Origin of the sequence: Polynucleobacter sp. MWH-HuK1 (assembly GCF_018881815.1) — a bacterium.
Classification (GTDB): Bacteria; Pseudomonadota; Gammaproteobacteria; order Burkholderiales; family Burkholderiaceae; genus Polynucleobacter.
Genome location: NZ_JACVPP010000001.1, coordinates 1,380,283 through 1,406,133 on the forward strand (window position 1 = coordinate 1,380,283; position 25,851 = coordinate 1,406,133).

General features: G+C 45.3%; 24 protein-coding genes and 1 tRNA gene. 23 read left to right on the top strand and 2 right to left on the bottom strand.

The genetic code is table 11. The features are described 5' to 3' along the window. Nucleotides 1–220 precede the first annotated feature (220 nt). The 21 genes from pnp (at nt 221) to ICE93_RS07220 (ending at nt 20,590) form a co-directional block, all read left to right on the top strand. On the top strand, nt 221–2,389 hold the full coding sequence (gene pnp / locus ICE93_RS07120; RefSeq protein ID WP_216186893.1) for a polyribonucleotide nucleotidyltransferase: 2,169 nt from the start codon (nt 221–223) through the stop codon (nt 2,387–2,389). A 24-nt stretch (nt 2,390–2,413) separates the two neighbouring features. Next, the gene (locus tag ICE93_RS07125) at nt 2,414–3,412 is read left to right on the top strand and encodes an NAD(P)H-quinone oxidoreductase (protein WP_216186895.1); all 999 of its coding nucleotides are present in this window, start codon (nt 2,414–2,416) and stop codon (nt 3,410–3,412) included. A 16-nt stretch (nt 3,413–3,428) separates the two neighbouring features. After that, a complete protein-coding gene (tpiA, locus tag ICE93_RS07130) occupies nt 3,429–4,187 on the top strand; it encodes a triose-phosphate isomerase (protein WP_216186897.1) in 759 nt (252 codons plus the stop codon). 22 nt (nt 4,188–4,209) lie between these two features. Further along, nucleotides 4,210–4,554 (top strand): preprotein translocase subunit SecG, encoded by a 345-nt coding sequence (secG, locus tag ICE93_RS07135; RefSeq protein WP_216186899.1) that lies wholly within the window; start codon nt 4,210–4,212, stop codon nt 4,552–4,554. An 86-nt stretch (nt 4,555–4,640) separates the two neighbouring features. Continuing rightward, nucleotides 4,641–4,725: transfer RNA gene (locus tag ICE93_RS07140), tRNA-Leu, on the top strand. Between the two features lie 108 nt (nt 4,726–4,833). Then, on the top strand, nt 4,834–5,193 hold the full coding sequence (locus ICE93_RS07145) for an NADH-quinone oxidoreductase subunit A (RefSeq protein WP_012357790.1): 360 nt from the start codon (nt 4,834–4,836) through the stop codon (nt 5,191–5,193). Between the two features lie 5 nt (nt 5,194–5,198). Beyond that, nucleotides 5,199–5,681: an NADH-quinone oxidoreductase subunit B family protein gene (locus ICE93_RS07150; RefSeq protein ID WP_011902891.1), complete on the top strand. Its 483-nt coding sequence runs from the start codon at nt 5,199–5,201 to the stop codon at nt 5,679–5,681. 3 nt (nt 5,682–5,684) lie between these two features. Beyond that, nucleotides 5,685–6,284: an NADH-quinone oxidoreductase subunit C gene (locus ICE93_RS07155; RefSeq protein WP_216186901.1), complete on the top strand. Its 600-nt coding sequence runs from the start codon at nt 5,685–5,687 to the stop codon at nt 6,282–6,284. A gap of 3 nt (nt 6,285–6,287) precedes the next feature. Further along, nucleotides 6,288–7,541, top strand: coding sequence for an NADH-quinone oxidoreductase subunit D (locus ICE93_RS07160; RefSeq protein ID WP_216186903.1), 1,254 nt, complete (start codon nt 6,288–6,290; stop codon nt 7,539–7,541). A 22-nt stretch (nt 7,542–7,563) separates the two neighbouring features. Beyond that, nucleotides 7,564–8,070, top strand: a complete 507-nt coding sequence (gene nuoE / locus ICE93_RS07165) for an NADH-quinone oxidoreductase subunit NuoE (protein WP_216186905.1) — start codon at nt 7,564–7,566, stop codon at nt 8,068–8,070. Further along, nucleotides 8,067–9,365 carry an NADH-quinone oxidoreductase subunit NuoF gene (gene nuoF, locus ICE93_RS07170; protein ID WP_216186907.1) on the top strand — a complete coding sequence of 433 codons (1,299 nt, stop codon included), beginning with the start codon at nt 8,067–8,069 and terminating at the stop codon, nt 9,363–9,365. Before nuoE ends, nuoF begins: the two co-directional genes overlap by 4 nt. A gap of 32 nt (nt 9,366–9,397) precedes the next feature. Next, nucleotides 9,398–11,713, top strand: coding sequence for an NADH-quinone oxidoreductase subunit NuoG (nuoG, locus tag ICE93_RS07175; protein WP_216186909.1), 2,316 nt, complete (start codon nt 9,398–9,400; stop codon nt 11,711–11,713). Nucleotides 11,714–11,721: 8 nt separating this feature from the next. After that, on the top strand, nt 11,722–12,795 hold the full coding sequence (gene nuoH, locus ICE93_RS07180; RefSeq protein WP_216186911.1) for an NADH-quinone oxidoreductase subunit NuoH: 1,074 nt from the start codon (nt 11,722–11,724) through the stop codon (nt 12,793–12,795). A gap of 11 nt (nt 12,796–12,806) precedes the next feature. Continuing rightward, nucleotides 12,807–13,298, top strand: coding sequence for an NADH-quinone oxidoreductase subunit NuoI (gene nuoI / locus ICE93_RS07185; protein WP_215350009.1), 492 nt, complete (start codon nt 12,807–12,809; stop codon nt 13,296–13,298). A 21-nt stretch (nt 13,299–13,319) separates the two neighbouring features. Then, nucleotides 13,320–13,967, top strand: coding sequence for an NADH-quinone oxidoreductase subunit J (locus tag ICE93_RS07190; RefSeq protein ID WP_216186913.1), 648 nt, complete (start codon nt 13,320–13,322; stop codon nt 13,965–13,967). After that, nucleotides 13,964–14,272, top strand: coding sequence for an NADH-quinone oxidoreductase subunit NuoK (gene nuoK, locus ICE93_RS07195; RefSeq protein WP_068323029.1), 309 nt, complete (start codon nt 13,964–13,966; stop codon nt 14,270–14,272). The genes ICE93_RS07190 and nuoK overlap by 4 nt, the downstream gene beginning before the upstream one ends. A gap of 2 nt (nt 14,273–14,274) precedes the next feature. Next, nucleotides 14,275–16,326 carry an NADH-quinone oxidoreductase subunit L gene (gene nuoL / locus ICE93_RS07200; protein ID WP_216186915.1) on the top strand — a complete coding sequence of 684 codons (2,052 nt, stop codon included), beginning with the start codon at nt 14,275–14,277 and terminating at the stop codon, nt 16,324–16,326. A 24-nt stretch (nt 16,327–16,350) separates the two neighbouring features. After that, nucleotides 16,351–17,817, top strand: a complete 1,467-nt coding sequence (locus ICE93_RS07205) for an NADH-quinone oxidoreductase subunit M (protein WP_216186917.1) — start codon at nt 16,351–16,353, stop codon at nt 17,815–17,817. Nucleotides 17,818–17,827: 10 nt separating this feature from the next. Then, nucleotides 17,828–19,327: an NADH-quinone oxidoreductase subunit NuoN gene (nuoN, locus tag ICE93_RS07210; RefSeq protein WP_216186919.1), complete on the top strand. Its 1,500-nt coding sequence runs from the start codon at nt 17,828–17,830 to the stop codon at nt 19,325–19,327. 112 nt (nt 19,328–19,439) lie between these two features. Beyond that, nucleotides 19,440–20,039, top strand: a complete 600-nt coding sequence (locus ICE93_RS07215; protein ID WP_216186921.1) for an NUDIX domain-containing protein — start codon at nt 19,440–19,442, stop codon at nt 20,037–20,039. A gap of 65 nt (nt 20,040–20,104) precedes the next feature. Continuing rightward, nucleotides 20,105–20,590, top strand: a complete 486-nt coding sequence (locus tag ICE93_RS07220; RefSeq protein WP_216186923.1) for a DUF1178 family protein — start codon at nt 20,105–20,107, stop codon at nt 20,588–20,590. 69 nt (nt 20,591–20,659) lie between these two features. On the opposite strand, the gene ICE93_RS07225 is transcribed toward ICE93_RS07220, so the two are convergent. Next, nucleotides 20,660–22,180: a CoA-acylating methylmalonate-semialdehyde dehydrogenase gene (locus ICE93_RS07225; RefSeq protein ID WP_216186925.1), complete on the bottom strand. Its 1,521-nt coding sequence runs from the start codon at nt 22,178–22,180 to the stop codon at nt 20,660–20,662. Between the two features lie 164 nt (nt 22,181–22,344). On the opposite strand from ICE93_RS07225, the gene ICE93_RS07230 reads away from it, so the two are divergent. After that, nucleotides 22,345–23,466 carry an NADH:flavin oxidoreductase/NADH oxidase gene (locus tag ICE93_RS07230; protein WP_216186927.1) on the top strand — a complete coding sequence of 374 codons (1,122 nt, stop codon included), beginning with the start codon at nt 22,345–22,347 and terminating at the stop codon, nt 23,464–23,466. Between the two features lie 29 nt (nt 23,467–23,495). After that, nucleotides 23,496–24,470 (top strand): tripartite tricarboxylate transporter substrate binding protein, encoded by a 975-nt coding sequence (locus tag ICE93_RS07235; protein ID WP_216186929.1) that lies wholly within the window; start codon nt 23,496–23,498, stop codon nt 24,468–24,470. An 8-nt stretch (nt 24,471–24,478) separates the two neighbouring features. On the opposite strand, the gene ICE93_RS07240 is transcribed toward ICE93_RS07235, so the two are convergent. Continuing rightward, the gene (locus ICE93_RS07240; RefSeq protein WP_216186931.1) at nt 24,479–25,789 is read right to left on the bottom strand and encodes an amidase; all 1,311 of its coding nucleotides are present in this window, start codon (nt 25,787–25,789) and stop codon (nt 24,479–24,481) included. Nucleotides 25,790–25,851 lie beyond the last annotated feature (62 nt).

Sequence of the window (25,851 nt, forward strand, 5' to 3'; positions counted from 1 at the left end):
GAATCAGTCTTAAGCAGATGGCATGTTTTTTTGGGCGCTTTAGATCATTTGTGTAGGGGATTGTGTCATTCCAATGAGTTTCTGGGTTTTATGCAGAGTCTCCCTGGAATGGCATCCCTTGTGATCCTAAATCGCTCCAGTGTTGTCGTGGCACTGCTTTATCCCACGACAAGCGCATTGCTCGTGTGAGTTTTGCGTGAACAATTTGGAGAAGATCAGAATGACAATGTTTAAAAAAGCAGTTAAAAGTTTTCAATGGGGTAATCATCAAGTAACCATGGAAACAGGCGAGATCGCTCGTCAATCCGGTGGTGCCGTTATTGTTAACGTAGATGACACGGTAGTAATGGGTACAGTTGTAGCCTCTAAGTCTGCAAAGCCGGGCCAATCATTTTTCCCGTTGACTGTTGATTATTTAGAAAAGACATACGCAGCTGGAAAGATCCCTGGCGGCTTCTTTCGTCGCGAAGGTCGTCCATCTGAAGGTGAGACATTGATCTCCCGTTTGATTGATCGCCCATTGCGTCCTTTGTTCCCAGAGGGTTTCTTGAACGAAGTTCAGGTTGTGGTGCACGTGTTGTCCATCAACCCTGATGTACCTGCTGATATTCCTGCTCTGATTGCTGCATCTGCTGCCTTAGCTGTTTCAGGTATCCCATTTGCTGGCCCAGTAGGTGCTGCACGTGTTGGCTATGCAAACGGTCAGTACCTCTTGAATCCAACGCGTACTGAGCAAGCTACTAGCGAACTTGATTTGATTGTTGCCGGTACGCAAGCTGCTGTATTAATGGTTGAATCAGAAGCAAATCAATTATCCGAAGAAGTGATGTTGGGCGCAGTTGTATATGGTCATGAGCAAATGCAAACGGCAATTAATGCTATTAATGATTTAGTTCGTGAAGCTGGTAAGCCTGAGTGGGATTGGACTGCAGCTCCTAAAGATGAGCCATTTATCGCCAAGGTAACTGCATTGGCTGAAGCGCCATTGCGTGAGGCTTATCAGATTCGTCAAAAAGGCGCTCGTTCCGACAAGCTCAAAGAAATTTCTAAAGAGGTAATGGCTAAGTTGTCAGAAGAAGGCGAAGTTGATGCTGTTGCTGTTAGCGACATCATGTTTGAAATTGAAGCGAAGATTGTTCGTAGCCAGATTTTGAATGGTGAGCCACGTATTGATGGTCGCGATACACGCACAGTACGCCCGATCGAAATTCGCAACGGCGTATTGCCACGTACACATGGATCTGCTTTGTTTACTCGTGGTGAAACTCAAGCATTGGTTGTTGCAACACTCGGTACTGCACGTGATGAGCAAATTATTGATGCGCTTGAAGGCGAATACCGCGATCGCTTCATGTTCCACTACAACATGCCGCCGTTTGCTACTGGCGAAACAGGTCGCGTAGGAAGCCCTAAGCGTCGTGAAATTGGTCATGGTCGTTTAGCTAAGCGTGCTTTGATTCCAGTATTGCCAAGTGCAGAAGATTTTGCATACAGCATTCGTGTGGTCTCAGAAATTACTGAGTCCAATGGCTCTTCTTCAATGGCTTCTGTTTGTGGTGGCTGTTTGGCAATGATGGACGCCGGTGTTCCGGTTAAAGCACACGTTGCTGGTGTTGCAATGGGCTTGATCCTTGACGGTAATCGTTTTGCTGTGTTGACAGACATCTTGGGTGATGAAGATCACCTAGGCGATATGGACTTCAAAGTTGCTGGTACAGCGAATGGTATTACTGCATTGCAGATGGATATCAAAGTACAAGGTATCACCAAAGAAATTATGCAAGTAGCTTTGGCGCAAGCTAAAGAGGGTCGCTTGCACATCTTGAGCAAAATGCAAGAAGCGATGGGTTCAGTTCGTACGGAATTGTCAGCACATGCTCCACGCATGGTTTCTTTCAAGATTCATCCAGACAAGATCCGCGAAGTAATCGGTAAGGGCGGCGCTACTATTCAGGCGTTGACTAAGGAAACTGGTTGCAGCATCGATATCAAAGATGATGGCACTGTAACGATTGCTTCTACATCTGCTGAAGGCATGGCAGAAGCTAAAGCACGTATTGAAGGTATTACTGCTGAAGCCGAAGTAGGAAAGATCTACGAAGGTCCAGTAGTGAAGTTGCTCGAATTCGGTGCTTTGGTAAATATTCTTCCTGGTAAGGATGGTCTTTTGCACATCTCTGAGATTTCAAATGAGCGCGTGAAAGAAGTTAAAGACTATTTAGCAGAAGGCCAAGTAGTGCGCGTGAAATTGTTAGCGGCTGATGAGCGTGGTCGTTTACGTTTGTCCCTAAAAGCTGCGATGGCTGATGAGGGCGGCACGATTGCTCCTTTAGCTGGCGCTACTGAAGTGTCTGCAGAGGCTGCTCCAGCGACTGGTGAATCCGCTTAATTACTTTAGCAAGCAGGAGTATTCATGCGCGTAGTTGAAATCAAAGAATTTGGCGCACCAGAGATGCTGGTGCCATCCAGCCGTCCAGATCCAGCCGCTCCTACTGCTGGAACTGGCGAAATTTTGATCAAAGTTTTAGCTGCTGGAATTAATCGCCCTGACGTTTTACAGCGCAAAGGACATTATCCAGTCCCTGCGGGCGCATCTGATATTCCTGGTCTTGAGGTTGCTGGTGAGATTGTTGGCGGTGATTTATCCCATCCTGATAATGTGTTTGGATTAAAGCTAGGCGATAAGGTTTGCGCATTAGTTCAAGGCGGTGGTTACGCGGAACTATGTACTGCACCTGTTGCTCAGTGTTTGCCATACCCTAAGGGCTTTAGCGATCAAGAAGCTGCTGCTTTGCCAGAAACCTTCTACACCGTTTGGAGCAATGTCTTCATGCGTGGTGAGTTGGTTCAAGGCGAGACTTTATTGGTTCAAGGTGGCTCTAGCGGTATTGGAGTTACCGCAATCTTGATTGCAAAAGCATTGGGTCATAAAGTATTTGTTACTGCTGGTACGGACGAGAAGTGTGCTGCTTGCGTGGCTTTAGGTGCTGACCTTGCTATCAATTACAAGACACAAGATTTTGTTGAGGAAGTCAAAAAAGCTACAGATGGCAAAGGTGTGAATGTTATTTTGGATATGGTTACCGGCGTTTATGTCCAAAAGGAAATCGATTGCTTGGCTGATGATGGCCGCATTGTGATCATTGCCATCCAGGGTGGCTCTAAAGCGGAAGTCAGCACCAATCAGATTTTGCGCCGACGCTTGACTATTACTGGTTCAACATTACGTCCACGCCCAGTTTCTTTTAAGAAGCAAATTACCAAACAGTTATTTGAAAATGTTTGGCCTTTGCTTAATGCGGGCAAACTTAAACCAGTTATCTATAAAACATTCACGCTTGATCAGGCGGCTGACGCCCATGCATTAATGGAGTCATCTGAACATGTTGGCAAAATCGTTTTAACTGTTTAGATAATTCAGCACCCATATGCGACCACTCATCGTTATCGGTAATTGGAAAATGAACGGCAGTCTTGCAAGTAATCAAGACTGGATCAAGACCGTTGCTCGTGGCATGGAGAGCGGTATGCCGTCGGGTCGTAGATACGTTGTATGCCCACCATTCCCCTATTTGCCGCAGTGTGCTGAGTTAATCAAAGTGCATTCAATGGCCTTTTTAAACTTAGGCGCGCAAGACGCTTCAGCTTATAGCTCTGGTGCTTACACCGGTGAGGTTGCGGCATCAATGCTCAAAGAGGTGGGATGTACTTACGTCATTGTCGGTCACTCGGAGCGTCGTCAAATGCATCATGAGATTGATGAGGTTGTGGCAGCTAAAGCCCTTCAGGTTTTGGATAACGGTATGACGCCAGTCATTTGCGTTGGTGAGACTGCGGACGAAAGAAACTCTGGTAGAGCAGAAGAGATTGTTTGCTCTCAAGTTGCTAAACAGGTCAGCGTACTGCAGGATCGTCTAGCTGACTGTCTGATTGCCTATGAGCCTGTTTGGGCTATTGGCACCGGCAAGGTTGCAAGCGCTCAGGTGGCACAAGATATGCACCGAGCTATTCGTTTGCAATTAGCCGAATTTAATGAAGATGTAGCGTCTCATGTTGGAATTTTGTATGGCGGCAGTGTCAAGCCTGACAATGCCGTTGAATTGTTTGCCATGCCGGATATTGATGGTGGATTGGTTGGGGGTGCATCACTGAACCCTCATGACTTTCTAGCCATCTGCCAGGCATAGATTTTTTATTTGGAGATATGCTGTGGAATGGTTTAAGACTTTATTGATCGTATTGCAGGTAATTTCAGCCTTGGCTGTGATTCTCTTGGTTCTGTTGCAGCAGGGTAAAGGCGCTGATATGGGCGCAGCCTTTGGTTCCGGATCTTCTGGCAGCCTCTTTGGCGCTAGTGGCTCAGCCAACTTCCTTTCTCATACGACAGCCATTTTTGCTGCTGTTTTCTTTATCAGCACTCTGGGCATTACCTGGATTGGAAACAAGAAAGAAGTGAGCCCTGGTGTGCTTTCTGGAACGGTAGCCCCTGCAACGGCTCCAACAGCTCCTGTTGCTCCAGTTCAAGACCCAACTAAACCAGCAGTTCCTAAGTAAAAAAGTAGGTTTTTACTTATTTAAATGCCCCAAAAATGGGGTAGTACAGTGGTGCAATGCAGTAGAATTGATAGGTTTTGCAAGATGCCGACGTGGTGAAATTGGTAGACACGCTATCTTGAGGGGGTAGTGGCTTAGGCTGTGCGAGTTCGAGTCTCGCCGTCGGCACCAAAAACGAGTATTGATAAGGGTTTTTGCTCTAAATGAATACTTTATGTAGTGGAATAATTAATAATTTGCTGCTTTTAGGATTTACCAGACAAACGAATCAGGGCTATTTTGAATCTCGCTAATTACTTTCCTGTTCTGCTTTTTATCCTCGTAGGCATTGGGGTGGGATTAGTCCCAATGTTCCTCGGAAAAATTTTGGCTCCTTCGAAGCCTGACGCTGAAAAACTCTCTCCATATGAGTGTGGTTTTGAAGCTTTCGAAGATGCGCGTATGAAGTTCGACGTGCGTTACTACTTAATCGCCATTCTCTTCATCCTGTTTGACTTAGAAACCGCCTTCCTATTCCCATGGGGTGTAGCTCTACGTGACATCGGATGGCTTGGCTACGCCTCTATGGTGATTTTCTTATTGGAATTCATTGTGGGATTTGTATATATCTGGAAAAAGGGCGCTCTCGACTGGGAGTGATAGATATGGCATTAGAAGGCGTTCTCAAAGAAGGTTTCGTTACCACCACAGCTGACCAGTTGATTAACTGGACGCGTAATGGTTCTTTATGGCCTATGACTTTTGGTTTGGCCTGTTGTGCGGTAGAAATGATGCATGCTGGCGCATCCCGTTATGACTTAGACCGTTTTGGCGTTGTATTCCGCCCATCTCCACGTCAATCTGACTTGATGATTGTGGCGGGCACTCTATGCAACAAGATGGCTCCAGCTTTGCGCAAGGTTTATGACCAAATGCCTGAACCACGTTGGGTAATCTCGATGGGCTCTTGTGCGAATGGTGGTGGTTATTACCATAACTCGTATTCAGTTGTTCGCGGCTGTGACCGAATCGTGCCAGTGGATATTTATGTTCCTGGTTGTCCTCCAACTGCAGAAGCATTGATCTACGGAATTATTCAGTTGCAATCGAAGATCGCTCGCACCAGCACGATTGCGCGGAAGGCTTAAAACATGTCAGATCGTTTAAATCAATTAGCTGCAAATTTGGAAAAAGTTTTAGGCAAACGCATTCAATCAGTTGAAATTGCTCTGGGTGAAGTCACTGTTGTTGTGAATGCAGATGCCTATTTTGAGTCTGCTATGTTGTTACGCGATGACCCATCTCTTGCTTTTGAGCAATTGATTGATTTGTGTGGCGTAGATTACCAAGAGTTTCGTGAGGGTGCATGGGGCGGTCAGCGCTTTGGCGTTGTAAGTCACCTATTGTCTTTAGAGCACAACTGGCGCTTGCGTGTGCGTGTATTTGCACCTGACGATAGCTATCCTTTGGTTGCCTCAATTACTCCAGTATGGAATTCCGCTAACTGGTTTGAGCGTGAAGCGTTTGACCTCTACGGTATTTTGTTTGATGGCCATGATGACTTGCGTCGTATCTTGACTGACTATGGCTTTATTGGTCATCCATTTAGAAAAGATTTCCCAATCAGCGGTAATGTAGAAATGCGTTATGACCCAGAGTTGAAGCGCGTTGTATATCAGCCGGTCACGATTGAGGCTCGCGAAATTACTCCACGCATTGTTCGTGAAGAGCAGTATGGAGGTCCGGTTTAAGTCATGGCACAAATTAAGAACTACACCCTCAATTTTGGCCCTCAGCATCCAGCTGCGCACGGCGTATTGCGCTTGGTGCTAGAGCTCGACGGTGAGGTTATCCAACGCGCTGATCCTCATATTGGTTTGTTGCACCGCGCTACAGAAAAATTAGCTGAAACTCGTACATGGATTCAAAACGTTCCATACATGGATCGCTTGGATTATGTTTCGATGATGTCCAATGAACATGCCTATGTCATGGCCATTGAAAAATTGTTGCAAGTTGATGTTCCTTTGCGTGCTCAGTACATTCGCGTAATGTACGACGAGCTAACTCGCTTGTTGAATCACCTGCTGTGGATTGGTTGTCATGGTCTTGACGTTGGTGCTATGGCGGTGTTTCTTTATGCCTTCCGTGATCGTGAGGATATCTTTGATATGTATGAAGCGGTATCTGGTGCCCGTATGCACGCCGCTTACTATCGTCCAGGCGGCGTATATCGTGATTTGCCAGACCAAATGGCTCAGTACAATAAATCTAAGATTCGCAGCGCATCTGCAGTAAAGCGTCTGAATGAAAACCGCAGCGGTACCTTATTGGATTTCATTGAGCAGTTCACAAATGGCTTTGACGCCAATGTTGATGAGTATTGCAATCTTTTAACGGATAACCGTATTTGGAAGCAGCGCTTGGTCAATATCGGTATTGTTTCTCCTGAGAGGGCATTACAACTTGGCTTTACTGGACCAATGTTGCGTGGTTCTGGAATCGAGTGGGATTTGCGCAAGAAGCAGCCATATGAAGTGTATGACCGTCTCGACTTTGATATTCCAGTGGGTGTCAATGGCGACTCTTATGATCGTTATTTAGTGCGCATGGAAGAAATGCGTCAATCCAATCGCATCATTAAACAGTGTGTGGCTTGGTTAAAAGCAAATCCGGGTCCTGTAATGAGCGATAACCATAAGGTTTCTCCACCGAAGCGCGTGGATATGAAAACCAATATGGAAGAATTGATTCACCATTTCAAACTCTTTACTGAAGGTATCCACGTTCCGGATGGCGAGGCTTACTCTGCTGTTGAGCACCCAAAAGGCGAGTTTGGTATTTATTTGATTTCTGATGGTGCCAACAAACCATATCGCATGAAAATACGTGCACCAGGTTTCGTGCATTTATCTGCAATGGATGAGATGTCACGTGGCCATATGTTGGCTGATGCGGTAACTATCATCGGTACTCAAGATATCGTGTTCGGGGAGATTGACCGCTAATTAGCGTGCCAAGGATTATTTAATGACTACAACTCTTCAACTATCCGATAAAACAATGGCTGATATTCATCGCAATATCGCCAAGTACCCGCCAGAGCAAAAACAATCTGCAGTAATGGCTTGCTTAATTGCCGCTCAAACAGAAGTGGGTTGGGTTTCTCCTGAAGTCATCGAGACTATTGCTCAGATTCTAGAAATGCCAAGCATTGCTGTTGATGAAGTCGCGACTTTCTACAACATGTACAACACCAAAAAAATTGGTAAGTACAAATTGGTAATTTGCACAAACTTGCCATGTCAGTTAACACATGGTGAAACCGCTGCCACATACCTCAAAGAAACACTTGGTATTGGTTACAACGAAACTACCCCATGCGGTACATTTACCCTCAAAGAGGGGGAATGCATGGGAGCATGCGGAGATTCCCCTGTAATGCTCGTGAATGACAAACGTATGTGCAGCTTCATGAGCAAAGAGAAGATTGATGCATTGTTAAATGAATTGCGTGCAGAAGGGAAAGTAGCATGACCAGCTTGCACGATCGTCATATCAAGCCTTTGATCCTTGCCGGATTAAATGGTGACAACTGGCGTTTAAAAGACTACGAAAGTCGTGGTGGCTATCAGCAATTACGTCGCTTAATAAACGATAAAATTGCGCCTGATGCTATCATTGCTGAATTGAAAGCTTCATCACTACGTGGACGTGGTGGTGCAGGCTTCCCAACGGGTTTGAAGTGGAGCTTCATGCCCCGTCAATTTCCCGGTCAAAAGTATTTAGTTTGTAATAGTGACGAAGGTGAACCGGGTACTTTTAAAGACCGTGACATCATGCGCTACAACCCACATGCTTTGATTGAAGGCATGATTATTGGTGCGTACACCATGGGAATTTCAACTGGCTACAACTATATCCATGGCGAAATCTGGGAAGTGTATTCGCGTTTTGAAGAGGCTTTAGAAGAAGCGCGCGCTGCAGGTTACTTGGGCGACAAAATTTTAGGCAGTGACTTTTCATTCCAGTTACACGCTTCTCCAGGTTGGGGTGCATACATCTGCGGTGAAGAAACTGCATTGTTAGAATCCTTGGAAGGTAAGAAGGGCCAACCACGCTTTAAGCCCCCTTTCCCGGCAAGTTTTGGTCTTTATGGAAAACCAACAACGATTAACAACACCGAAACATTCGCTGCCGTGCCATTCATCTTGGCAATTGGTGGTCAGGCCTACTTAGATCTTGGTAAGCCAAATAACGGCGGAACAAAAATCTTCTCTGTCTCTGGTGATGTGGTTCACCCCGGCAACTATGAGATTCCTTTAGGCACTCCATTTGCGGAGTTATTGAAACTTGCTGGTGGGATGCGTGATGGCAAGGCATTAAAAGCTGTTATCCCTGGCGGTTCATCTTCGCCTGTTGTGCCTGGTGCTCAAATGATGGAGCTCACAATGGATTACGACAGCATTGCTAAAGCTGGGTCGATGCTGGGTTCAGGTGCCGTGATTGTGATGAATGAAACACGTTGCATGGTTCGCGCATTAGAGCGCTTGTCTTATTTTTATCACGAAGAATCATGTGGTCAGTGCACTCCTTGTCGTGAAGGTACTGGTTGGTTATGGCGCATTGTTCACCGTATTGAACATGGAGAAGGACGTCCAGAGGATTTGGATTTACTTAATGACGTAGCAGCCAATATTCAGGGTCGTACGATTTGCGCTTTAGGTGATGCAGCAGCAATGCCAGTACGTGGCATGTTGAAACATTACATGGATGAATTTGCGTATCACGTAGAACATAAGCGCTGCTTAGATTCTGCGAAACCTTTATAAAGATTTAGAGCACGGGATATCTAAAAGTGAGCATGGTAGAAATCGAATTAGATGGTAAGGCAGTAGAAGTTCCGCAAGGTTCGATGGTGATGCACGCCGCGAACAAGCTCGGCACCTACGTTCCTCACTTCTGCTATCACAAGAAACTATCAATCGCTGCTAACTGCCGTATGTGCTTAGTTGAAGTTGAAAAAGCTCCAAAACCTTTGCCCGCTTGTGCAACACCAGTTACCCAAGGCATGAAGGTATTTACGCACTCAGCTAAGGCGGTAGAGGCACAGCGTTCTGTGATGGAATTCTTGCTCATTAACCACCCATTGGATTGCCCAATTTGCGACCAAGGTGGTGAGTGCCAGTTGCAAGATTTGGCGGTAGGTTATGGTAAATCCAATTCTCGCTACGATGAAGAGAAGCGCGTTGTGTTCCATAAAAATGTTGGACCTTTGATATCCATGCAGGAGATGACTCGTTGCATTCACTGCACACGTTGCGTTCGCTTCGGTCAAGAGGTTGCTGGCGTGATGGAATTAGGTATGGTCAACCGTGGAGAGCATTCAGAAATTACTACTTTCGTTGGTCAGACAGTGGATTCAGAGCTTTCTGGAAACATGATCGACTTATGCCCAGTAGGCGCCTTGACCAGTAAGCCATTCCGCTATGCTGCGCGTACTTGGGAATTGGGTCGCAAGCGTTCTGTAAGTCCTCATGACAGTTTAGGTGCAAACACTACAGTTCAAACTAAAGCCAATAAAGTGATGCGCGTTGTTGCTTTGGAGAATGAAGCAATTAATGAATGCTGGATTAGCGATCGCGATCGCTTCTCTTATGAAGGTTTAAATAGTGCTGATCGTGCTACAACACCAATGGTGAAGCAGGGTGGACAGTGGCTTGAAACAGATTGGCAATCAGCGCTTGATTATGTAGCGCATTCATTGAAGACTATCGCGACGGAGAGTGGATCTGAAGCAATTGGTGCTTTAGCTCACCCAATTTCTAGCGCTGAGGAATTGCATCTATTGCAAAAGATGGTTCGCGGTTTAGGTTCGACGCAAGTGGAAACTCGTTTACGTCAATCTGATGTTGCTGCTTCTGCAAGCGCGCCCTGGCTCGGTATGCCGATTGCTAAGATCAATGAATTGGATCGCGTATTGGTGGTTGGTAGCTTCTTGCGTAAGGATCAGCCATTATTAGCTGCCCGTATTCGTGGTGCAAGCAAACGTGGATTACAAGTATCGCGTATTGATGCTGGTGGTGATGACTGGTTAATTCCAAGTACCGGCATAACCGCTACCCCAAGTGCATGGCTTAATGCATTAAGCGAAGTGGCCCATGCTGTTGCTAAGGTTAAATCAGTTAGCGTACCAGCTGGCACAGCTAACTTAACCGTCTCATCTGCAGCCCAAAAAATTGCAGATAGTCTAGTTTCTGGTGAATCAGCAGCTGTATTGCTTGGTTCCGCCGCTATTGCACATCAATATGCATCTGATATACATGTACTGGCCCAATTTATTGCTGAGCAAACTGGTGCAACTTTAGGCTTCTTGCCAGTTGGCGGAAACTCTGTGGGTGCTTCATTGGTTAACGCTAACGGCGCTGGTGTTGAATCAGTTCTGTCTGGCGAGCGCCGTGCAGTAATCTTGATGAATATCGAACCTGATGCGGACCTTCCAAATCCTGCGGCAGCGCGTGCTGCTTTAGCTAAGGCAAACACTGTGATCGCATTGAGCGCTTATAAGAGTGCAGATTTGCTTGAGGTAGCCGATGTCATTCTGCCAATTTCCACATTCACAGAAACAGTTTCTACATTTGTAAACCTAGAGGGTAGAGCCCAAACCATTCAGCCTTCTGTGAAGCCCTTAAGTGATTCACGTCCGGCATGGAAAGTAATTCGTGTACTGGGCGGTCTTTTAGGTCTTAATGGTTTCTTGTTTAATCTTCCTGAAGAAGTCTTGGGAGAGGCTTTACCGGAGAACTATTGCACACGCTTGGACAATAAGGCTTCGGCAACTTCTATTTCCAATAGAAATACAGCCCCATTGAATGGCCTTGAGCGCTTGGCTGATGTCAATATTTATTCTGGCGATCAAATTGTTCGTCGTTCGTCTGCTCTACAACTTACACGGGATGCGAAACGCGGAAATCAAGTTGGCTTAAATCAAAATACATTCTCTGAATTGTGCTTGAAAGAGGGCGACGCTGTACGGGTAACTCAGGGCAGCCTGTCAGTAGATATGCCAGCAACATTAGAAGTAAATCTAGCGCCAGGCGCCGTCAGAATTTCTGCTGGCACTATGGCTAGTGCGAAATTGGGTTCTATGTTTGGCCCTGTAACTGTTAGTAAGGCATAAGGTCAGAGATGGATGATTTCTTGAACATCGTTACCACTCATGGTGAAGCCATATTTGGTTCTTTCTGGCCATTGGTTTGGGCTTTGGTGCGAATCGTCGTTATCGTATTGCCAATGTTTGGTTGCGTAGCTTACTTAACCCTTTGGGAAAGAAAGCTTATTGGTTGGATGCATATTCGTCTTGGACCAAACCGTGTTGGTCCGTTAGGTTTATTGCAGCCAATTGCAGATGCGTTGAAGCTTTTGATGAAGGAGATTATTGCTCCTGCTCAGGCAAGCAAAGTGCTGTATTTCATTGCGCCAATTATGGTGATCATGCCTGCGTTTGCAGCATGGGCTGTCATCCCATTTCAAGCAAAGATGGTTTTGGCTGATGTTAATGCTGGTTTGCTTTACATCATGGCTATCTCATCGATCGGTGTTTATGGAGTGATTTTGGCCGGCTGGTCATCCAATTCGAAATATCCTTTCCTCGGTGCAATGCGCGCATCAGCCCAAATGATTTCATATGAAATTGCGATGGGCTTTGCTTTGGTAACAGTGTTGCTGACATCTGGTTCTCTAAACTTAAGCGCCATCGTGTCATCTCAAGAGCAGGGTGTGTTTGCGGATATGGGTCTGAATTTTCTATCTTGGAATTGGCTCCCATTGTTGCCAATGTTCTTGATTTACTTTATTTCCGGCGTTGCCGAAACCAACCGTCACCCATTTGACGTCGTTGAGGGCGAGTCTGAGATCGTTGCGGGACACATGGTTGAGTATTCAGGCATGTCTTTTGCGATGTTCTTCTTGGCGGAATACGCCAATATGATTTTGATTGCTGCTGTTGCATCAATCATGTTCTTGGGTGGCTGGTTGCCGATCGTTGATTTGCCAATCTTGCGCGATATTCCAGGTTTCTTCTGGCTTTTTGGCAAGACATTCTTCCTCCTGTCTTGCGTGATCTGGTTGCGTGCCACATTGCCACGCTATCGCTATGACCAAATTATGCGTTTGGGTTGGAAGATTTTTATTCCCATCTCCGTATTCTGGGTGGTTGTTATCGGCGCATGGGTTGTGTCCCCATGGAATATTTGGAAATAAGTTGACTAATCATGTTTAAGAAAATTTCCCAATTCCTCGATAGCTTGATGCTTAAGGACATCCTAACTGGCATGTCTATTACTGGCCGCTATCTTTTTAAGCCAAAAATCACTGTTCAGTATCCAGACGAGAAGACTCCATTGTCTAATCGCTTCCGCGGTTTACATGCACTTCGTCGTTATGAAAATGGCGAGGAGCGATGCATTGGTTGCAAACTCTGTGAGGCAGTTTGTCCAGCATATGCAATTACTATCGAGACCGCTGAGCGTGATGATGGTACTCGCCGTACCAGTCGTTATGACATTGATTTAACAAAGTGTATTTTCTGCGGATTCTGTGAAGAAGCTTGTCCCGTGGACGCAATTGTTGAAACCAATATTTTTGAATATTTTGGCGATAAGCGTGGTGACCTGTATTTCACTAAGGACATGCTTTTGGCTGTTGGCGATAAATATGAAAAAGATATCGCCGCTAACCGTGCAGCTGATGCACCTTACCGTTAATCGAATTGAGCTGAACTGAATATGACATTCGATCCATCTACTTTGTTTGCTGTTTTCTTCTACGGTTTTGCAGGATTACTCGTTATCTCTGCATTGCGTGTGATCACAGCTCGAAATCCAGTCCATGCAGCTTTATTCTTGGTCTTGGCTTTTTTCTGCGCCTCTGGCCTTTGGATGTTGCTTAAAGCCGAGTTTTTGAGTCTGGCCTTGATCTTGGTTTATGTTGGTGCGGTGATGGTTTTATTCCTTTTCGTAGTCATGATGCTCGATTTGGATCTAGAACATTTGCGTCGAGATTTCAAAAAATTCCTGCCAGTTGCTTTCTTGATGGGCGCTGTGATTGTTCTTGAACTCTCTATAGTGATCATTCGTAGCTTTATTGGAACTAATGCGCCAGTGCAGCCGATGCCAGAAGAAATGATGGCAAACAATACTCAAGCTTTGGGTATGCTGATCTTTGTTGATTACGTTTACGCGTTTGAGGTGGCTGGTGTGATCTTATTGGTGGCAATAATTGCTGCCGTTGCTTTGACCTTGCGCAATCGTAAGGACTCTAAGTCACAAAATATTCACGAACAAGTCAATGTGGTTGCTACGGATCGTATGCGTATTGTAAAAATGGGCTCAGACATGGCTGCTAAGCAAGATTCAAGAGGAGAGAAGAAATGAGTATTACTCTCGCTCACTATTTAGTGCTTAGTGCAATTCTCTTTGCAACTAGCGTTATTGGCATTTTCTTAAATCGCAAGAATGTGATCGTATTGCTGATGGCAATCGAATTAATGCTTCTTGCGGTCAACATGAACTTCGTTGCCTTCTCTCACTACTTGGGAGATATGGCAGGTCAAGTATTCGTATTCTTTATTTTGACAGTGGCAGCTGCTGAAGCGGCTATCGGCTTGGCAATTTTGGTTGTGCTCTTCCGTAAGGTTGACACCATTAATGCCGAAGATCTTGACCACCTTAAAGGCTAGTCATGCAATTGACCTTAAATATTCCCGTACTCTGCGCAATTCCTTTGGCGCCATTGGTTGGCTCCATCATTGCTGGATTCTTTGGTACTAAATTAGGCGGCAATCGAATTGGGCATGGCGCCAGTCAGTTTGTAACTATTCTGGGCGTAACAATTGCATTTGTTTTGTCCTGCAATGTTTTAGTGCAAGTGATGGATGGTTTTTATTTCAATGGAACTGTGTACCGCTGGATGCAATTGGGTGAACTCAATCTCGATATTGGCTTCTTAATTGACCCCCTTACAGCAACAATGATGTGCGTAGTGACCTTTGTGTCGCTGATGGTTCACATCTACACCATAGGTTATATGCATGGTGAAGAGGGCTACAACCGTTTCTTCTCCTATATTTCTTTATTTACCTTCGCCATGTTGATGTTGGTAATGAGTAATAACCTATTACAGCTCTTTTTTGGATGGGAAGCGGTTGGTGTGGTTTCATACTTGCTGATTGGCTTCTACTTTGAGCGCCAATCTGCGGTGTTTGCCAATATGAAGGCATTCTTGGTTAACCGCGTTGGTGATTTTGGCTTCATTCTTGGTATCGGTATTTTGTTAGCAAGCACTGGCTCGATGCAGTACGACGTGATCTTTGCTCAGAATTCTGCTTTAGCAGCGCAAACATTGCCTGGTACCAACTGGAATTTAATGACGGTTGCTTGTATTTGCTTGTTTATTGGCGCCATGGGTAAATCAGCTCAATTTCCATTGCATGTTTGGTTGCCCGATTCAATGGAAGGTCCAACCCCCATTTCTGCATTGATTCATGCTGCAACAATGGTTACCGCTGGCATCTTTATGGTGTCACGCATGTCACCATTATTCGAGTTGTCTGATGCTGCTTTGAGCTTTATCTTGGTGATTGGCTCTATCACTGCGCTCTTTATGGGCTTTCTTGGCATAGTCCAAAACGATATCAAGCGGGTGGTTGCTTATTCCACTTTGTCTCAGCTTGGATACATGACTGTTGCTTTGGGTGTTTCTGCTTACCCAGTTGCCATCTTCCACTTGATGACTCATGCTTTCTTTAAGGCCTTATTGTTCCTTGCTGCTGGTAGCGTGATTCTAGGTATGCATCATGAGCAAGATATGCGTAAGATGGGTGGTCTCTGGAAATATATGCCGATTACTTGTCTCATGATGTTGCTGGGTAACTTGGCACTTGTAGGTACACCATTCTTCTCCGGCTTCTATTCAAAAGACTCGATTATTGAAGCGGTCGCTGCAAGTCATATTCCTGGTTCTGGATTTGCTTACTTTGCAGTTATGGCGAGTGTATTTGTAACAGCCTTGTATTCCTTCCGTTTATATTTCTTTGTATTCCACGGTAAAGCGCGCTGGGGCCATGATGATGCACATGACCATCATCATCATGCAGAGCAGGGCGATGATCATGCACATCATGGATTAGCGCCTGGTCAAAAACCACATGAGTCACCGTTTGTTGTGACCTTGCCACTAATTCTCTTGGCAATTCCATCTGTGATCATTGGCTTCTACACCATCTCTCCATTGTTGTTTGGAACATACTTTGGCGATTCAATATTTATTGATTTGGCACGCCATCCAGTGATGAAAGAATTGGAAGATGAATTCCATGGTCCAGTTGCTATGGCAATACATGCTTTCACATCGCCAGTGTTACTCCTGGTTGTGCTGGGTGTGTTGACTGCAGCCATTGGTTATTTGTGGGCACCAAAATTGCCTGGCAAAGTTGCTGAAACATTTGCACCTGTTAAGAAATTGTTTGATAACAAATACTATCTCGATGAAATCAACCAAGCTGTATTTGCTAAGGGCCTCATTTGGATTGGTGGCTTCCTATGGCATCGCGGCGACCAAAAGGTTATCGATGGATTCTTTGTTAACGGCAGTGCGCATTCAGTAGGGCGCTTTGCTGGAGTTATTCGCCATTTGCAATCCGGTTATCTTTATCACTATGCATTCGCAATGATTGCGGGCCTAGCGGTATTGTTAGCTTGGGTTTTGTACGCTTATCTGCCTTTTGTTCGCTAGGCCTTTGTTACTTAAGTAGCCACTATGATTCTTTCTTACGCCATCTGGACCCCGATTGTCTTTGGACTCATTATTTTGTTTTATGGGTCTGAGAAGCCAACTGCCGGCGTTCGCTGGTTAGCTCTTATCGGTGCCGTACTCGGCTTCATTGCAACATTACCTTTGATATTGCAATTTGATATTGCAAATCCTGGCATGCAGTTTGTTGAAAAACTTAGCTGGATTCCGCGCTACGACATTAGCTATTACTTGGGGATCGACGGTATCTCCGTTTGGTTCATAGTTCTCACTGCTTTCATCAATATCATTGTGGTGATAGCTGCATGGGAAGTGATTGAAACGAAAGTGTCTCAATATATGGCCTCTTTCATGATCCTATCAGGATTAATGATTGGTGTATTTTGTGCCCTAGACGCCTTATTGTTTTATGTCTTCTTTGAGGCAACGTTGATCCCGATGTACATCATTATTGGTGTGTGGGGTGGCCATAATCGTATTTACGCAGCATTCAAGTTCTTCTTGTACACCTTGCTCGGGTCTTTGCTTACCTTGATTGCCATGCTTTATCTGTACAACGTAACCAATACCTTTGATATCTTGGCTTGGCAAAATACCCGTTTAGATATCGTTGAGCAGATCCTATTGTTTGCTGCGTTCTTTATGGCGTTTGCTGTAAAAGTTCCAATGTGGCCATTGCATACTTGGTTGCCAGACGTTCACGTTGAGGCGCCAACAGGTGGTTCCGTAGTTTTGGCTGCGATTATGTTGAAGCTTGGTGCTTACGGCTTCCTGCGCTTTTCATTGCCTATCGCTCCAGATGCAAGTCAGTATTTGGGACCATTTGTAATCTTCCTATCTTTGGTTGCTGTGATCTATGTGGGTGCAGTTGCCCTGGTCCAGAAGGATATGAAGAAGCTGGTTGCTTATTCATCTGTGGCGCATATGGGTTTTGTAACCCTAGGTTTCTTCCTCTTTAGTCCTTTGGGTATTGAGGGCGGTATTGTGCAAATGATTTCTCACGGTTTTGTAGCAGGCGCAATGTTCCTTTCTATTGGCGTGCTTTACGACCGTATGCATACACGTCAGATCGCTGATTACGGTGGCGTTGTACATCGTATGCCTGCATTTACTGTGTTTGCGGTATTGATGGCAATGGCTAACTGCGGCTTGCCTGCAACTTCTGGTTTCGTAGGCGAGTTCATGGTGATTCTGGCTGCCGTTGATTATGATTTTGTCATTGGTATCTTGGCAGCAACAGCTTTGATCTTGGGTGCTGCTTATTCATTATGGATGGTTAAGCGCGTATTTTTTGGCGCGATCAATAACGCTCATGTAGAAGAGTTGAAAGACTTAAACTGCCGTGAATATTTCTTGATGGCTGTTCTGTCGATCTGTGTGATTGGTATGGGTGTTTATCCAAAGCCATTCACTGACATCATTCATCCAGCTGTGATTAATCTCCTACAGCATGTTGCTGTTAGCAAACTCTGAGTAAGCACAAATGCAAGCATTCGACCTATACGCCATCCTGCCGGAACTTGTTTTACTGATTGCAACCTGTTTACTACTAGTTGCGAGTGTTTACGTTCCCGAAAGAGTGATAACAACTCCCGGTGTTGAGCAAGATGTATTCCATACCCCTCGTGGAGTCGGCTTTGTTTATTTCTTCACAATCATTTTGTTGGTTTGCTTAGTTTTTGCTTTTGTAGGTCGCATGGCTGATCCACCTCTAGTTGCAATGAATGGCCTGTTCCAGTCGGATCCTTTTTCAAACTTGCTCAAAGCGTGCTCTTGCATAGCTGTATTGGTAAGCTTGATTTATTCCAAGCAGTATTTGATGGATCGTGCTTTATTCCGCCCGGACTTCATCGTATTGGCTTTGCTTGCTTTGCTTGGTCAATTTGTATTGATTTCTGGCGCAAATCTGTTGACCTTGTATCTCGGTCTTGAGTTAATGGCTTTGCCTACATACGCCCTGGTGGCAATGCGTCACAACAGCGAAAAGAGTGTTGAGGCTGGTATTAAGTACTTTATCTTAGGTGCATTGGCTTCTGGATTCTTGCTTTACGGTATGTCCATGTTGTATGGCGTAACCGGATCATTGGATCTGATCGAAATTTTTAAGGTTGTAGCCGACCCTAGAGTTAACCACCTGGTTATGGCATTTGGCTTAGTCTTTATTGTAGCCGGCTTGGCATTCAAATTAGGCGTAGTGCCATTTCATATGTGGGTGCCTGATGTTTATCAGGGCGCACCAACGGCTGTTACATTGATGATCGCAGCAGCTCCAAAACTTGCTGCTTTTGCATTGTTGTTCCGTTTGTTGGTAAATACATTATTGCCATTGCTAGGCGACTGGCAACCGATGTTGGTATTGCTGGCAGTCTTATCTTTAGTTGTAGGTAACGTTACTGCGATCGCTCAAACCAACGTAAAGCGTATGCTGGCTTACTCAGCCATTGCGCAAATGGGCTTTGTTCTTTTAGGTATGTTGTCTGTATTTGATGACCATGCTTTCAGCGCAGCAATGTTCTACGCCATTACCTATGTTTTAACTACCCTAGGCACCTTTGGTTTATTGATGGTTCTGTCACGTAAGGGTTATGACTGCGAAACCTTGGATGGCTTGAAAGGCCTCAATAAGAAGCACCCATGGTTTGCCTTTATTGGTCTTGTGATGATGTTCTCATTGGCTGGCATCCCGCCAACGGTGGGCTTTGCTGCTAAGTTAGGTGTTCTTGAGGCCCTGGTTGATGCAGAGCATACTTTCTTGGCTGTAATCGCTGTGATTGCTTCCTTGATCGGCGCTTTTTACTACCTCCGAGTTGTCAAGGTAATGTACTTTGATGAGCCTGAGCATGAGATCACCGTTAGTGGTTCTGGTTTTGCAAAAGGCATCTTGGGTTTAAATAGTATTTTGGTATTGGCGATCGGCATCATTCCTGCTGGATTAATGGGTTTATGCTTAGATGCTATGCGTCGCACTTTATTGGGCTCCTAATGCAAAGCCCAATGTAATTAAAGGCTCCTTAGGGAGCCTTTATTGTTTATGACATTCAAGTGTCATGGCTGTTTTGTATGATGAGGTCATCGATTTTCAAAAGGATAAGTAAATGACTGAAAAATCATTTAACGATCTACCAGCAGGCGATTCTCATTTACGCGAAGAGCGCATTTCTGGTGAAGATATTTATGGCGGTATTTTTCTGAAGATGAAGCGCGACAAAATTGCTTTGCCGAATGGCGAAGAAGCTGTGCGCGAGTATTTAACGCATCCCGGGGCTGTAGCGGTTGTTGCAATTCTTGATGATGGCAGGGTACTTCTGGAACGCCAATATCGTTACCCAATCGCAAAAGCTTGTATAGAGATTCCGGCGGGTAAGTTAGAAATTGGTGAAGACCATCTTCTATGCGCTAAAAGAGAGCTCGAGGAAGAGACGGGCTATACGGCCAAGAAGTGGAGTTACATTCGCCGCATTCATCCGGTAATTTCTTACTCAACTGAACTTATTGATATTTACTTGGCTGAAGACTTGGTTCCTGGTAAGAGTCATCTTGATGATGAGGAGTTCTTGGACGTCTTTGCCGCACCCCTAGACCAGCTAATCGGGTGGGTCGAGAATGGCGAGATTACGGACGTTAAAACCACGATTTCAGCCTATTGGCTAGACCGTTATCGCAGGGGTCTGGTTAAACCAACCCCGATCGAATAGGGCGTTTCTAAACCCGATTAAAATAGGGGTATTGAATTTATCGTTTTTGCCCCTATATACGTTTTATGAAAGTCTATAACTTAGCTTGCCCCTTAGATCACCGTTTTGAGGGGTGGTTTGCTTCAGAAGAAGATTATCTTGCCCAACAAGATAAAGGAATGCTTGCCTGTCCGGTTTGTGATAGCACAGAAATTACCCGCATGCCATCAGCGCCGCATATTGGTAAATCATCTTCTGCAGAGTTAGCAATGCCTAAGACTGAATCTGAAAATCTGAGTGGAGGTGTGGTTGCGCTTACTGGCAGCGATCATTCCCAGCTAGAGGCGCAAGTTCAAGCGGCCTTCTTGAAGGGTATGAGAGAGCTTATGGGCCGTTCTGAAGATGTCGGCGACTCTTTTGCTGCTGAAGCCAGAAAGATTCACTACAAAGAATCCCCGGAGAGAAGTATTCGCGGTCAGACAACTTTGGATGAGGCTGAAGCCTTAAGGGAAGAGGGTATTGATGTGCTATCAATGCCAATTATTCCAGCATTAAAAAATACTCTTCAGTAATCCTCTAATAACAACTCAGCAAATAAAAAAGCGATCCGAAGATCGCTTTTTGCTATTTAAACCCAAGGATTACTTAGAGGTAGGCATCACAAACTCTGCGCCCTTAGCTATGCTTTCAGGCCAGCGCTGCATCACGCTCTTCTGCTTGGTATAAAAACGGACACCTTCTTTGCCATATGCATGCATATCACCGAAGATGGACTTTTTCCAGCCACCAAAACCATGCCACGCCATTGGCACAGGAATAGGCACGTTAATACCAACCATACCAACCTGTACACGACGCGCAAACTCGCGAGCAATATTGCCATCACTAGTGAAGCAAGCAACGCCATTGCCGAACTCGCATGAATTCACAAGGTTTAATGCATCAGTAAAGTTCGCAACGCGTAGGCAAGACAATACTGGTCCAAAGATTTCTTCTAAGTAGATCTTCATATCGGGGGTGACATTGTCAAATAATGTGCCGCCGATAAAGAAGCCATTTTCATTACCAGGTACTTTGAGGCCGCGACCATCAACTAATAATTTTGCGCCAGAAGCTACGCCACTCTCGATATAGCCAGTGATACGCTCAAGGGCTGCTTTAGAAACAATTGGGCCCATTTCGGCATCAAGCTCCATGCCGTTCTTCACCTTCAGCGTCTTTGTGCGCTCGATCAATTTTGGCATGATCTTTTCAGCAACATCACCAACCAAGACTGCCACTGAAATCGCCATACAGCGTTCGCCAGCTGAGCCGTATGCAGCACCAACCAATGCGTCAATTGCTTTATCAATATCAGCATCAGGCATGATGACCATGTGATTCTTAGCGCCGCCCAAAGCTTGTGAACGTTTGCCAAAGTGAGCGCAGCGCTCATAAATGTAGTTCGCAATTGGGGTAGAGCCTACAAAACTTACAGCCTTAACAACTGGATTTTCAATCAAGGCATCAACCGCTTCTTTATCGCCCTGAACGACGTTAAATACACCATCAGGTAGACCTGCCTCCTTGAGGAGCTTAGCCATAAACAAAGATGCAGTTGGGTCAGTAGGGCTAGGCTTCAGAATGAATGTATTGCCACAAGCGATTGCCATTGGGAACATCCACATTGGCACCATGACAGGGAAGTTAAATGGCGTGATACCAGCAACTACGCCCAATGGTTGACGCATTACCCAGTTATCAATGTCTGTAGAAACTTGTTCTGTGTAGTCACCTTTGAGCAATTCTGGAATGCCAGTAGCAAATTCCACAATTTCAATTCCACGAGTAACTTCCCCTTGCGCATCAGTAAATACTTTGCCATGCTCTGCTGTAATGATCGCAGCCAATTCATCGCGATTAGCGTTTAAGAGTTCTAAGTACTTAAACAAGATACGGGAACGGCGTAGGGGGCTAGTTTGACTCCAGCTCTCAAAAGCTTTTTGCGCAATTGCTACGGCAGCATCGACTTCCTTACGGCTAGCAAGGGCAACACGGCGGGCAACAGATCCCTTAGTAGGGTTGTAGACATCAGCAAAACGGCCATCTTTAGGGTTAACAACATTTCCGCCAACATAGTGGCCAATATCTTCTTTTGATTCAAAGGCTTGTGGTGCGTTCATAGTCTCTTGTAGTGAGTGTTTATAGGGTTTTTGGATAAAAAGCCGCTCAGCTATAGCTAGCCTGCACGACTTGACTGTCTCGTTTATTCTACTTTTTGAGTATTCTATCGCTTTACGGCAATTTTCGTATTTTTGACCCTTATTTGGGCTTTTTAAGGTATTCAATGAGTCTTTTATTCTCTAGCTACAGCCTCAATTCGCCACGTGGACCCCTCGAGCTGGCTAACCGGATAGTAGTGGCCCCAATGTGCCAATATTCAGCCAGCAATGGGGAGGCAACAGACTGGCACCTAATGCATTGGGGTAATTTGCTCAATAGCGGCGCAGCACTTTTCATTATTGAAGCCACGGGTGTTAGCCCAGAGGCTCGCATAACTCCAGCTTGCTTAGGTCTGTGGGATGACCGCACAGAAGCGGCGCTTAAAGATAAATTAACCCGTGCTCGCTCCTTGGCCCCCGCTGTACCCGTTTTTATCCAGTTAGCCCATGCAGGTCGCAAAGCCTCTAGTGCTACACCTTGGAATGGTGGACAACTGCTTGCAATGGATCAAGGTGGCTGGGAAACGCTAGCGCCTTCAGCCATTCCGCAGTTAGATGGAGAGCGCCCCCCTCACGAATTAAGTAAGGCCGAGTTAAAGCAGTTGATTGCGGATTTTGTTGCAGCAGCTAAGCGCGCAGATCGTATTGGCATTGAAGGCATTGAACTTCATGGGGCGCATGGTTATCTCCTGCATCAATTTTTATCGCCGATTGCCAATCAACGCACTGATGAATACGGTGGATCATTTGAAAATCGAATTCGGTTTCCACTGGAGCTATTTGCAGCCGTAAGAGCGGCTTATCAAGGTGTTCTTGGCATCCGAATTTCTGCTAGCGATTGGATTGAAGGAGGGTGGACCCCCGAAGAAACAGCGGATTTTGCTAAACAACTTAAACCATTGGGTTGTGATTTTGTGCATATCTCTTCAGGCGGTATTTCTCCAAAACAGAAAATTGCGATTGGTCCAAACTATCAGGTGCCGTTTGCAAAGATTGTCAAAGATCAATCTGGTTTGCCAACTATGACTGTTGGTTTAATTACAGAGCCTCAGCAAGCTGAAGATATTTTGCAGGAGGGTGATGCAGATTTAATTGCACTAGCAAGAGCGTTTTTATATAAACCACGTTGGGCTTGGGAGGCGGCTGCGGCTTTGGACGGAACGGTTACAGCAAATGAGCGTTATTGGCGCTGCTTGCCGCGTGAAGCACAAGCAGTATTTGGTAGTGTAAAAATTGGGCAAAGATAAGCTTCAATAATAAAAATCTGGAGACAGTGATGAATAAAAGTAGATTTATAAGTAGCGTATTTGCGGTATTAAGTTTCGGTTTTGTAGGATTGGCATCTGCTCAATCATTTCCGGATAGACCGATTACTTTGGTTGTTCCGAATCCACCCGGTGGTTTGGTTGATACCTCAGCTCGTTTATTGAGTGAGCCATTGACAAGAGTTATTGGTCAAACAGTGGTTGTGGATAACAAGCCAGGTGCCAGCGGAAATATTGCATATCAATATGTCGCTAATTCAAAGCCCGATGGATACACTTTATTAATTTCTTACTCTGGATATCATGTAGGTAACCCTGCATTATTTGACAAGCTAGCTTGGGATCCAATTAAAGACTTTTCACCTGTAGCTTTGTTAACTGTCTCAACGAATGTGATTGCTGTGCATCCATCGGTGCCAGTCAATAGCCTGAAAGAGTTCATTGCATACGCAAAGGCAAATCCAGGTAAATTAAATTATGCATCGCAAGGCAATGGCTCGGTTTCTCATATTGGTACAGAGATCTTTAAGCAAACAACTGGTGTAGACATGGTGCATGTACCTTACAAGGGATCGGGACCTGCCATTCAAGACGTATTGGCAGGACAAGTTCAAGTATTCATTAGTACACCACCTTCTTTGATGCAGCATGTACAAAGCGGAAAATTAAAAGGCTTGGCTGTAACTGGAAAAAATCGTCATCCTGGCATGCCTAATGTACCAACCACTGCAGAAGCAGGTCTGCCTTCATTTCAGTTAGAGTCTTGGGTTGCCTTGTATGCACCTGCAGGTACACCAGCTCCCGTTATCTCAAAACTGACAAACTCAGTAAAACAGAGTTTGGCATTACCCGAGGTAAAAGAGCGTTCTGATTCGGCTGGAGTAGAGCTACGTTATCTCAATCCAGCGCAAACGGATGCTTTAGTGAAGAAAGAAATCCCTTTTTGGAGTAAAGCTATTAAAGCAGCAAACATAACGCTCGACTGATATTTACTCTATGCCTGATCTCTTAAGGTGGGGTCAGGCAAGGCAAGTGCAAAGGCCCTTGCTGCGCTTAAAAGGAAATGATCTTTGCCTGGCCCAGCTATCAGCTGGACGCCAACAGGTAATCCGCTCGGACCACTGGTTACATTGATATTGATACAAGGCAGCCCCAAGAGAGTCCACTCTCGACAAAAGACGGGGTCACCTGTCCCATCTTTTATATCGGGTGCTTCACCCGTAGCGCTAGGTGCTATCAATAGATCAACCTCATCAATGAATAGGGCGTTGATAGATGATTTTGCATTGCAGGCAAAAATTAAGTCTTTTGTATATTGCTCATAGCTGATTGCAGCACCGTCAGTGAGTTGCTTACTTAATATCAAGCTTAATTTCTTTGGATAGTGGGTTCGCTCAAATAGAAAGCTGCGCGACATTTCAGAGAGCATGATGCGAGTTTGTACTTGTGTAATGTCATCAAATGATTTGGGCAGTTTTAAATCCGTAACAGTTGATTTAGCAATATGTTCCGCCGCATGACGTGCTACAGCCATAGCTGTTGCAGTTTCCTTGTTGGCAAGTGACCAGTTTGAAGTTTTGCAAATGGCAATGCGGGGCTTGTTATTTAGAGTCTCAATCTTTGCAAGACGATGATCTCCACTCATGGCTGCCACACCTAACCCTACATCCTCTACCGCTCTACCAAAACATCCTAAAGTGTCTAATGAGGGCGAAAGGCTCTTAACGCCCGCAATACTAACTTTACCCAAGCTGGGTTTAAAACCCACTACGCCACAATAGGATGCTGGGCGAATCATAGAGCCAGCTGTTTGGCTGCCTGTTGCTAGAGGCACCATAAAGTCGGCAACCGCTGCCGCCGAGCCGCTTGAGGATCCGCCGGGTGTATGCCTTGAATTATGTGGATTTGTTGTTGGACCGCTTTTAAATGATGCCAACTCTGTAGTAACAGTTTTACCCAGAATGATGCAGCCGGCCTGTCGCATCAATGCAATTGAAACGGCATCGGCTACTGGATAGTGATTGGCGTAGATGGGAGAGCCGTAAGAGGTTGGCAAGTCATAGGTGTCAAAAAGGTCTTTTACGCCTATAGGAAGTCCATGCAAAATACCTTTAAATGCCCCTTTATCCAGCTCTTTGGCGTGCGATAAGGCATTTTCCTTGCCAAGGCTAGTCCAAGCTTTTACAAGACTCTCCCGTTGCCCTATGCGGTCAAGACAGGAGAGTAGTAAATCCGTGGCCTTTATCTCCCTTTTAGAGAGGGCTTTGATAGCTTGGGAGGCACTCAGGCTTTCTAGATCTTTCATTGGTTCATTCTACTTATGGTGGCGTATGATCGCAATTTAAGCTTTTTTGTCCCAGAAATTCG

Bases quoted from the DNA above. Each gene is read 5' to 3' on its own strand.
- nuoH (WP_216186911.1), top strand. From the start codon at position 11,722: ATGGATGATTTCTTGAACATCGTTACCACTCATGGTGAAGCCATATTT.
- ICE93_RS07220 (WP_216186923.1), top strand. From the start codon at position 20,105: ATGAAAGTCTATAACTTAGCTTGCCCCTTAGATCACCGTTTTGAGGGG.
- nuoN (WP_216186919.1), top strand. From the start codon at position 17,828: ATGCAAGCATTCGACCTATACGCCATCCTGCCGGAACTTGTTTTACTG.
- nuoL (WP_216186915.1), top strand. From the start codon at position 14,275: ATGCAATTGACCTTAAATATTCCCGTACTCTGCGCAATTCCTTTGGCG.
- nuoK (WP_068323029.1), top strand. From the start codon at position 13,964: ATGAGTATTACTCTCGCTCACTATTTAGTGCTTAGTGCAATTCTCTTT.
- ICE93_RS07155 (WP_216186901.1), top strand. From the start codon at position 5,685: ATGTCAGATCGTTTAAATCAATTAGCTGCAAATTTGGAAAAAGTTTTA.
- ICE93_RS07230 (WP_216186927.1), top strand. From the start codon at position 22,345: ATGAGTCTTTTATTCTCTAGCTACAGCCTCAATTCGCCACGTGGACCC.
- ICE93_RS07235 (WP_216186929.1), top strand. From the start codon at position 23,496: ATGAATAAAAGTAGATTTATAAGTAGCGTATTTGCGGTATTAAGTTTC.
- nuoI (WP_215350009.1), top strand. From the start codon at position 12,807: ATGTTTAAGAAAATTTCCCAATTCCTCGATAGCTTGATGCTTAAGGAC.
- ICE93_RS07150 (WP_011902891.1), top strand. From the start codon at position 5,199: ATGGCATTAGAAGGCGTTCTCAAAGAAGGTTTCGTTACCACCACAGCT.
- ICE93_RS07125 (WP_216186895.1), top strand. From the start codon at position 2,414: ATGCGCGTAGTTGAAATCAAAGAATTTGGCGCACCAGAGATGCTGGTG.
- nuoG (WP_216186909.1), top strand. From the start codon at position 9,398: ATGGTAGAAATCGAATTAGATGGTAAGGCAGTAGAAGTTCCGCAAGGT.
- nuoE (WP_216186905.1), top strand. From the start codon at position 7,564: ATGACTACAACTCTTCAACTATCCGATAAAACAATGGCTGATATTCAT.
- ICE93_RS07205 (WP_216186917.1), top strand. From the start codon at position 16,351: ATGATTCTTTCTTACGCCATCTGGACCCCGATTGTCTTTGGACTCATT.
- ICE93_RS07225 (WP_216186925.1), bottom strand. From the start codon at position 22,180: ATGAACGCACCACAAGCCTTTGAATCAAAAGAAGATATTGGCCACTAT.
- tpiA (WP_216186897.1), top strand. From the start codon at position 3,429: ATGCGACCACTCATCGTTATCGGTAATTGGAAAATGAACGGCAGTCTT.
- pnp (WP_216186893.1), top strand. From the start codon at position 221: ATGACAATGTTTAAAAAAGCAGTTAAAAGTTTTCAATGGGGTAATCAT.
- nuoF (WP_216186907.1), top strand. From the start codon at position 8,067: ATGACCAGCTTGCACGATCGTCATATCAAGCCTTTGATCCTTGCCGGA.
- ICE93_RS07240 (WP_216186931.1), bottom strand. From the start codon at position 25,789: ATGAAAGATCTAGAAAGCCTGAGTGCCTCCCAAGCTATCAAAGCCCTC.
- ICE93_RS07160 (WP_216186903.1), top strand. From the start codon at position 6,288: ATGGCACAAATTAAGAACTACACCCTCAATTTTGGCCCTCAGCATCCA.
- ICE93_RS07215 (WP_216186921.1), top strand. From the start codon at position 19,440: ATGACTGAAAAATCATTTAACGATCTACCAGCAGGCGATTCTCATTTA.
- ICE93_RS07190 (WP_216186913.1), top strand. From the start codon at position 13,320: ATGACATTCGATCCATCTACTTTGTTTGCTGTTTTCTTCTACGGTTTT.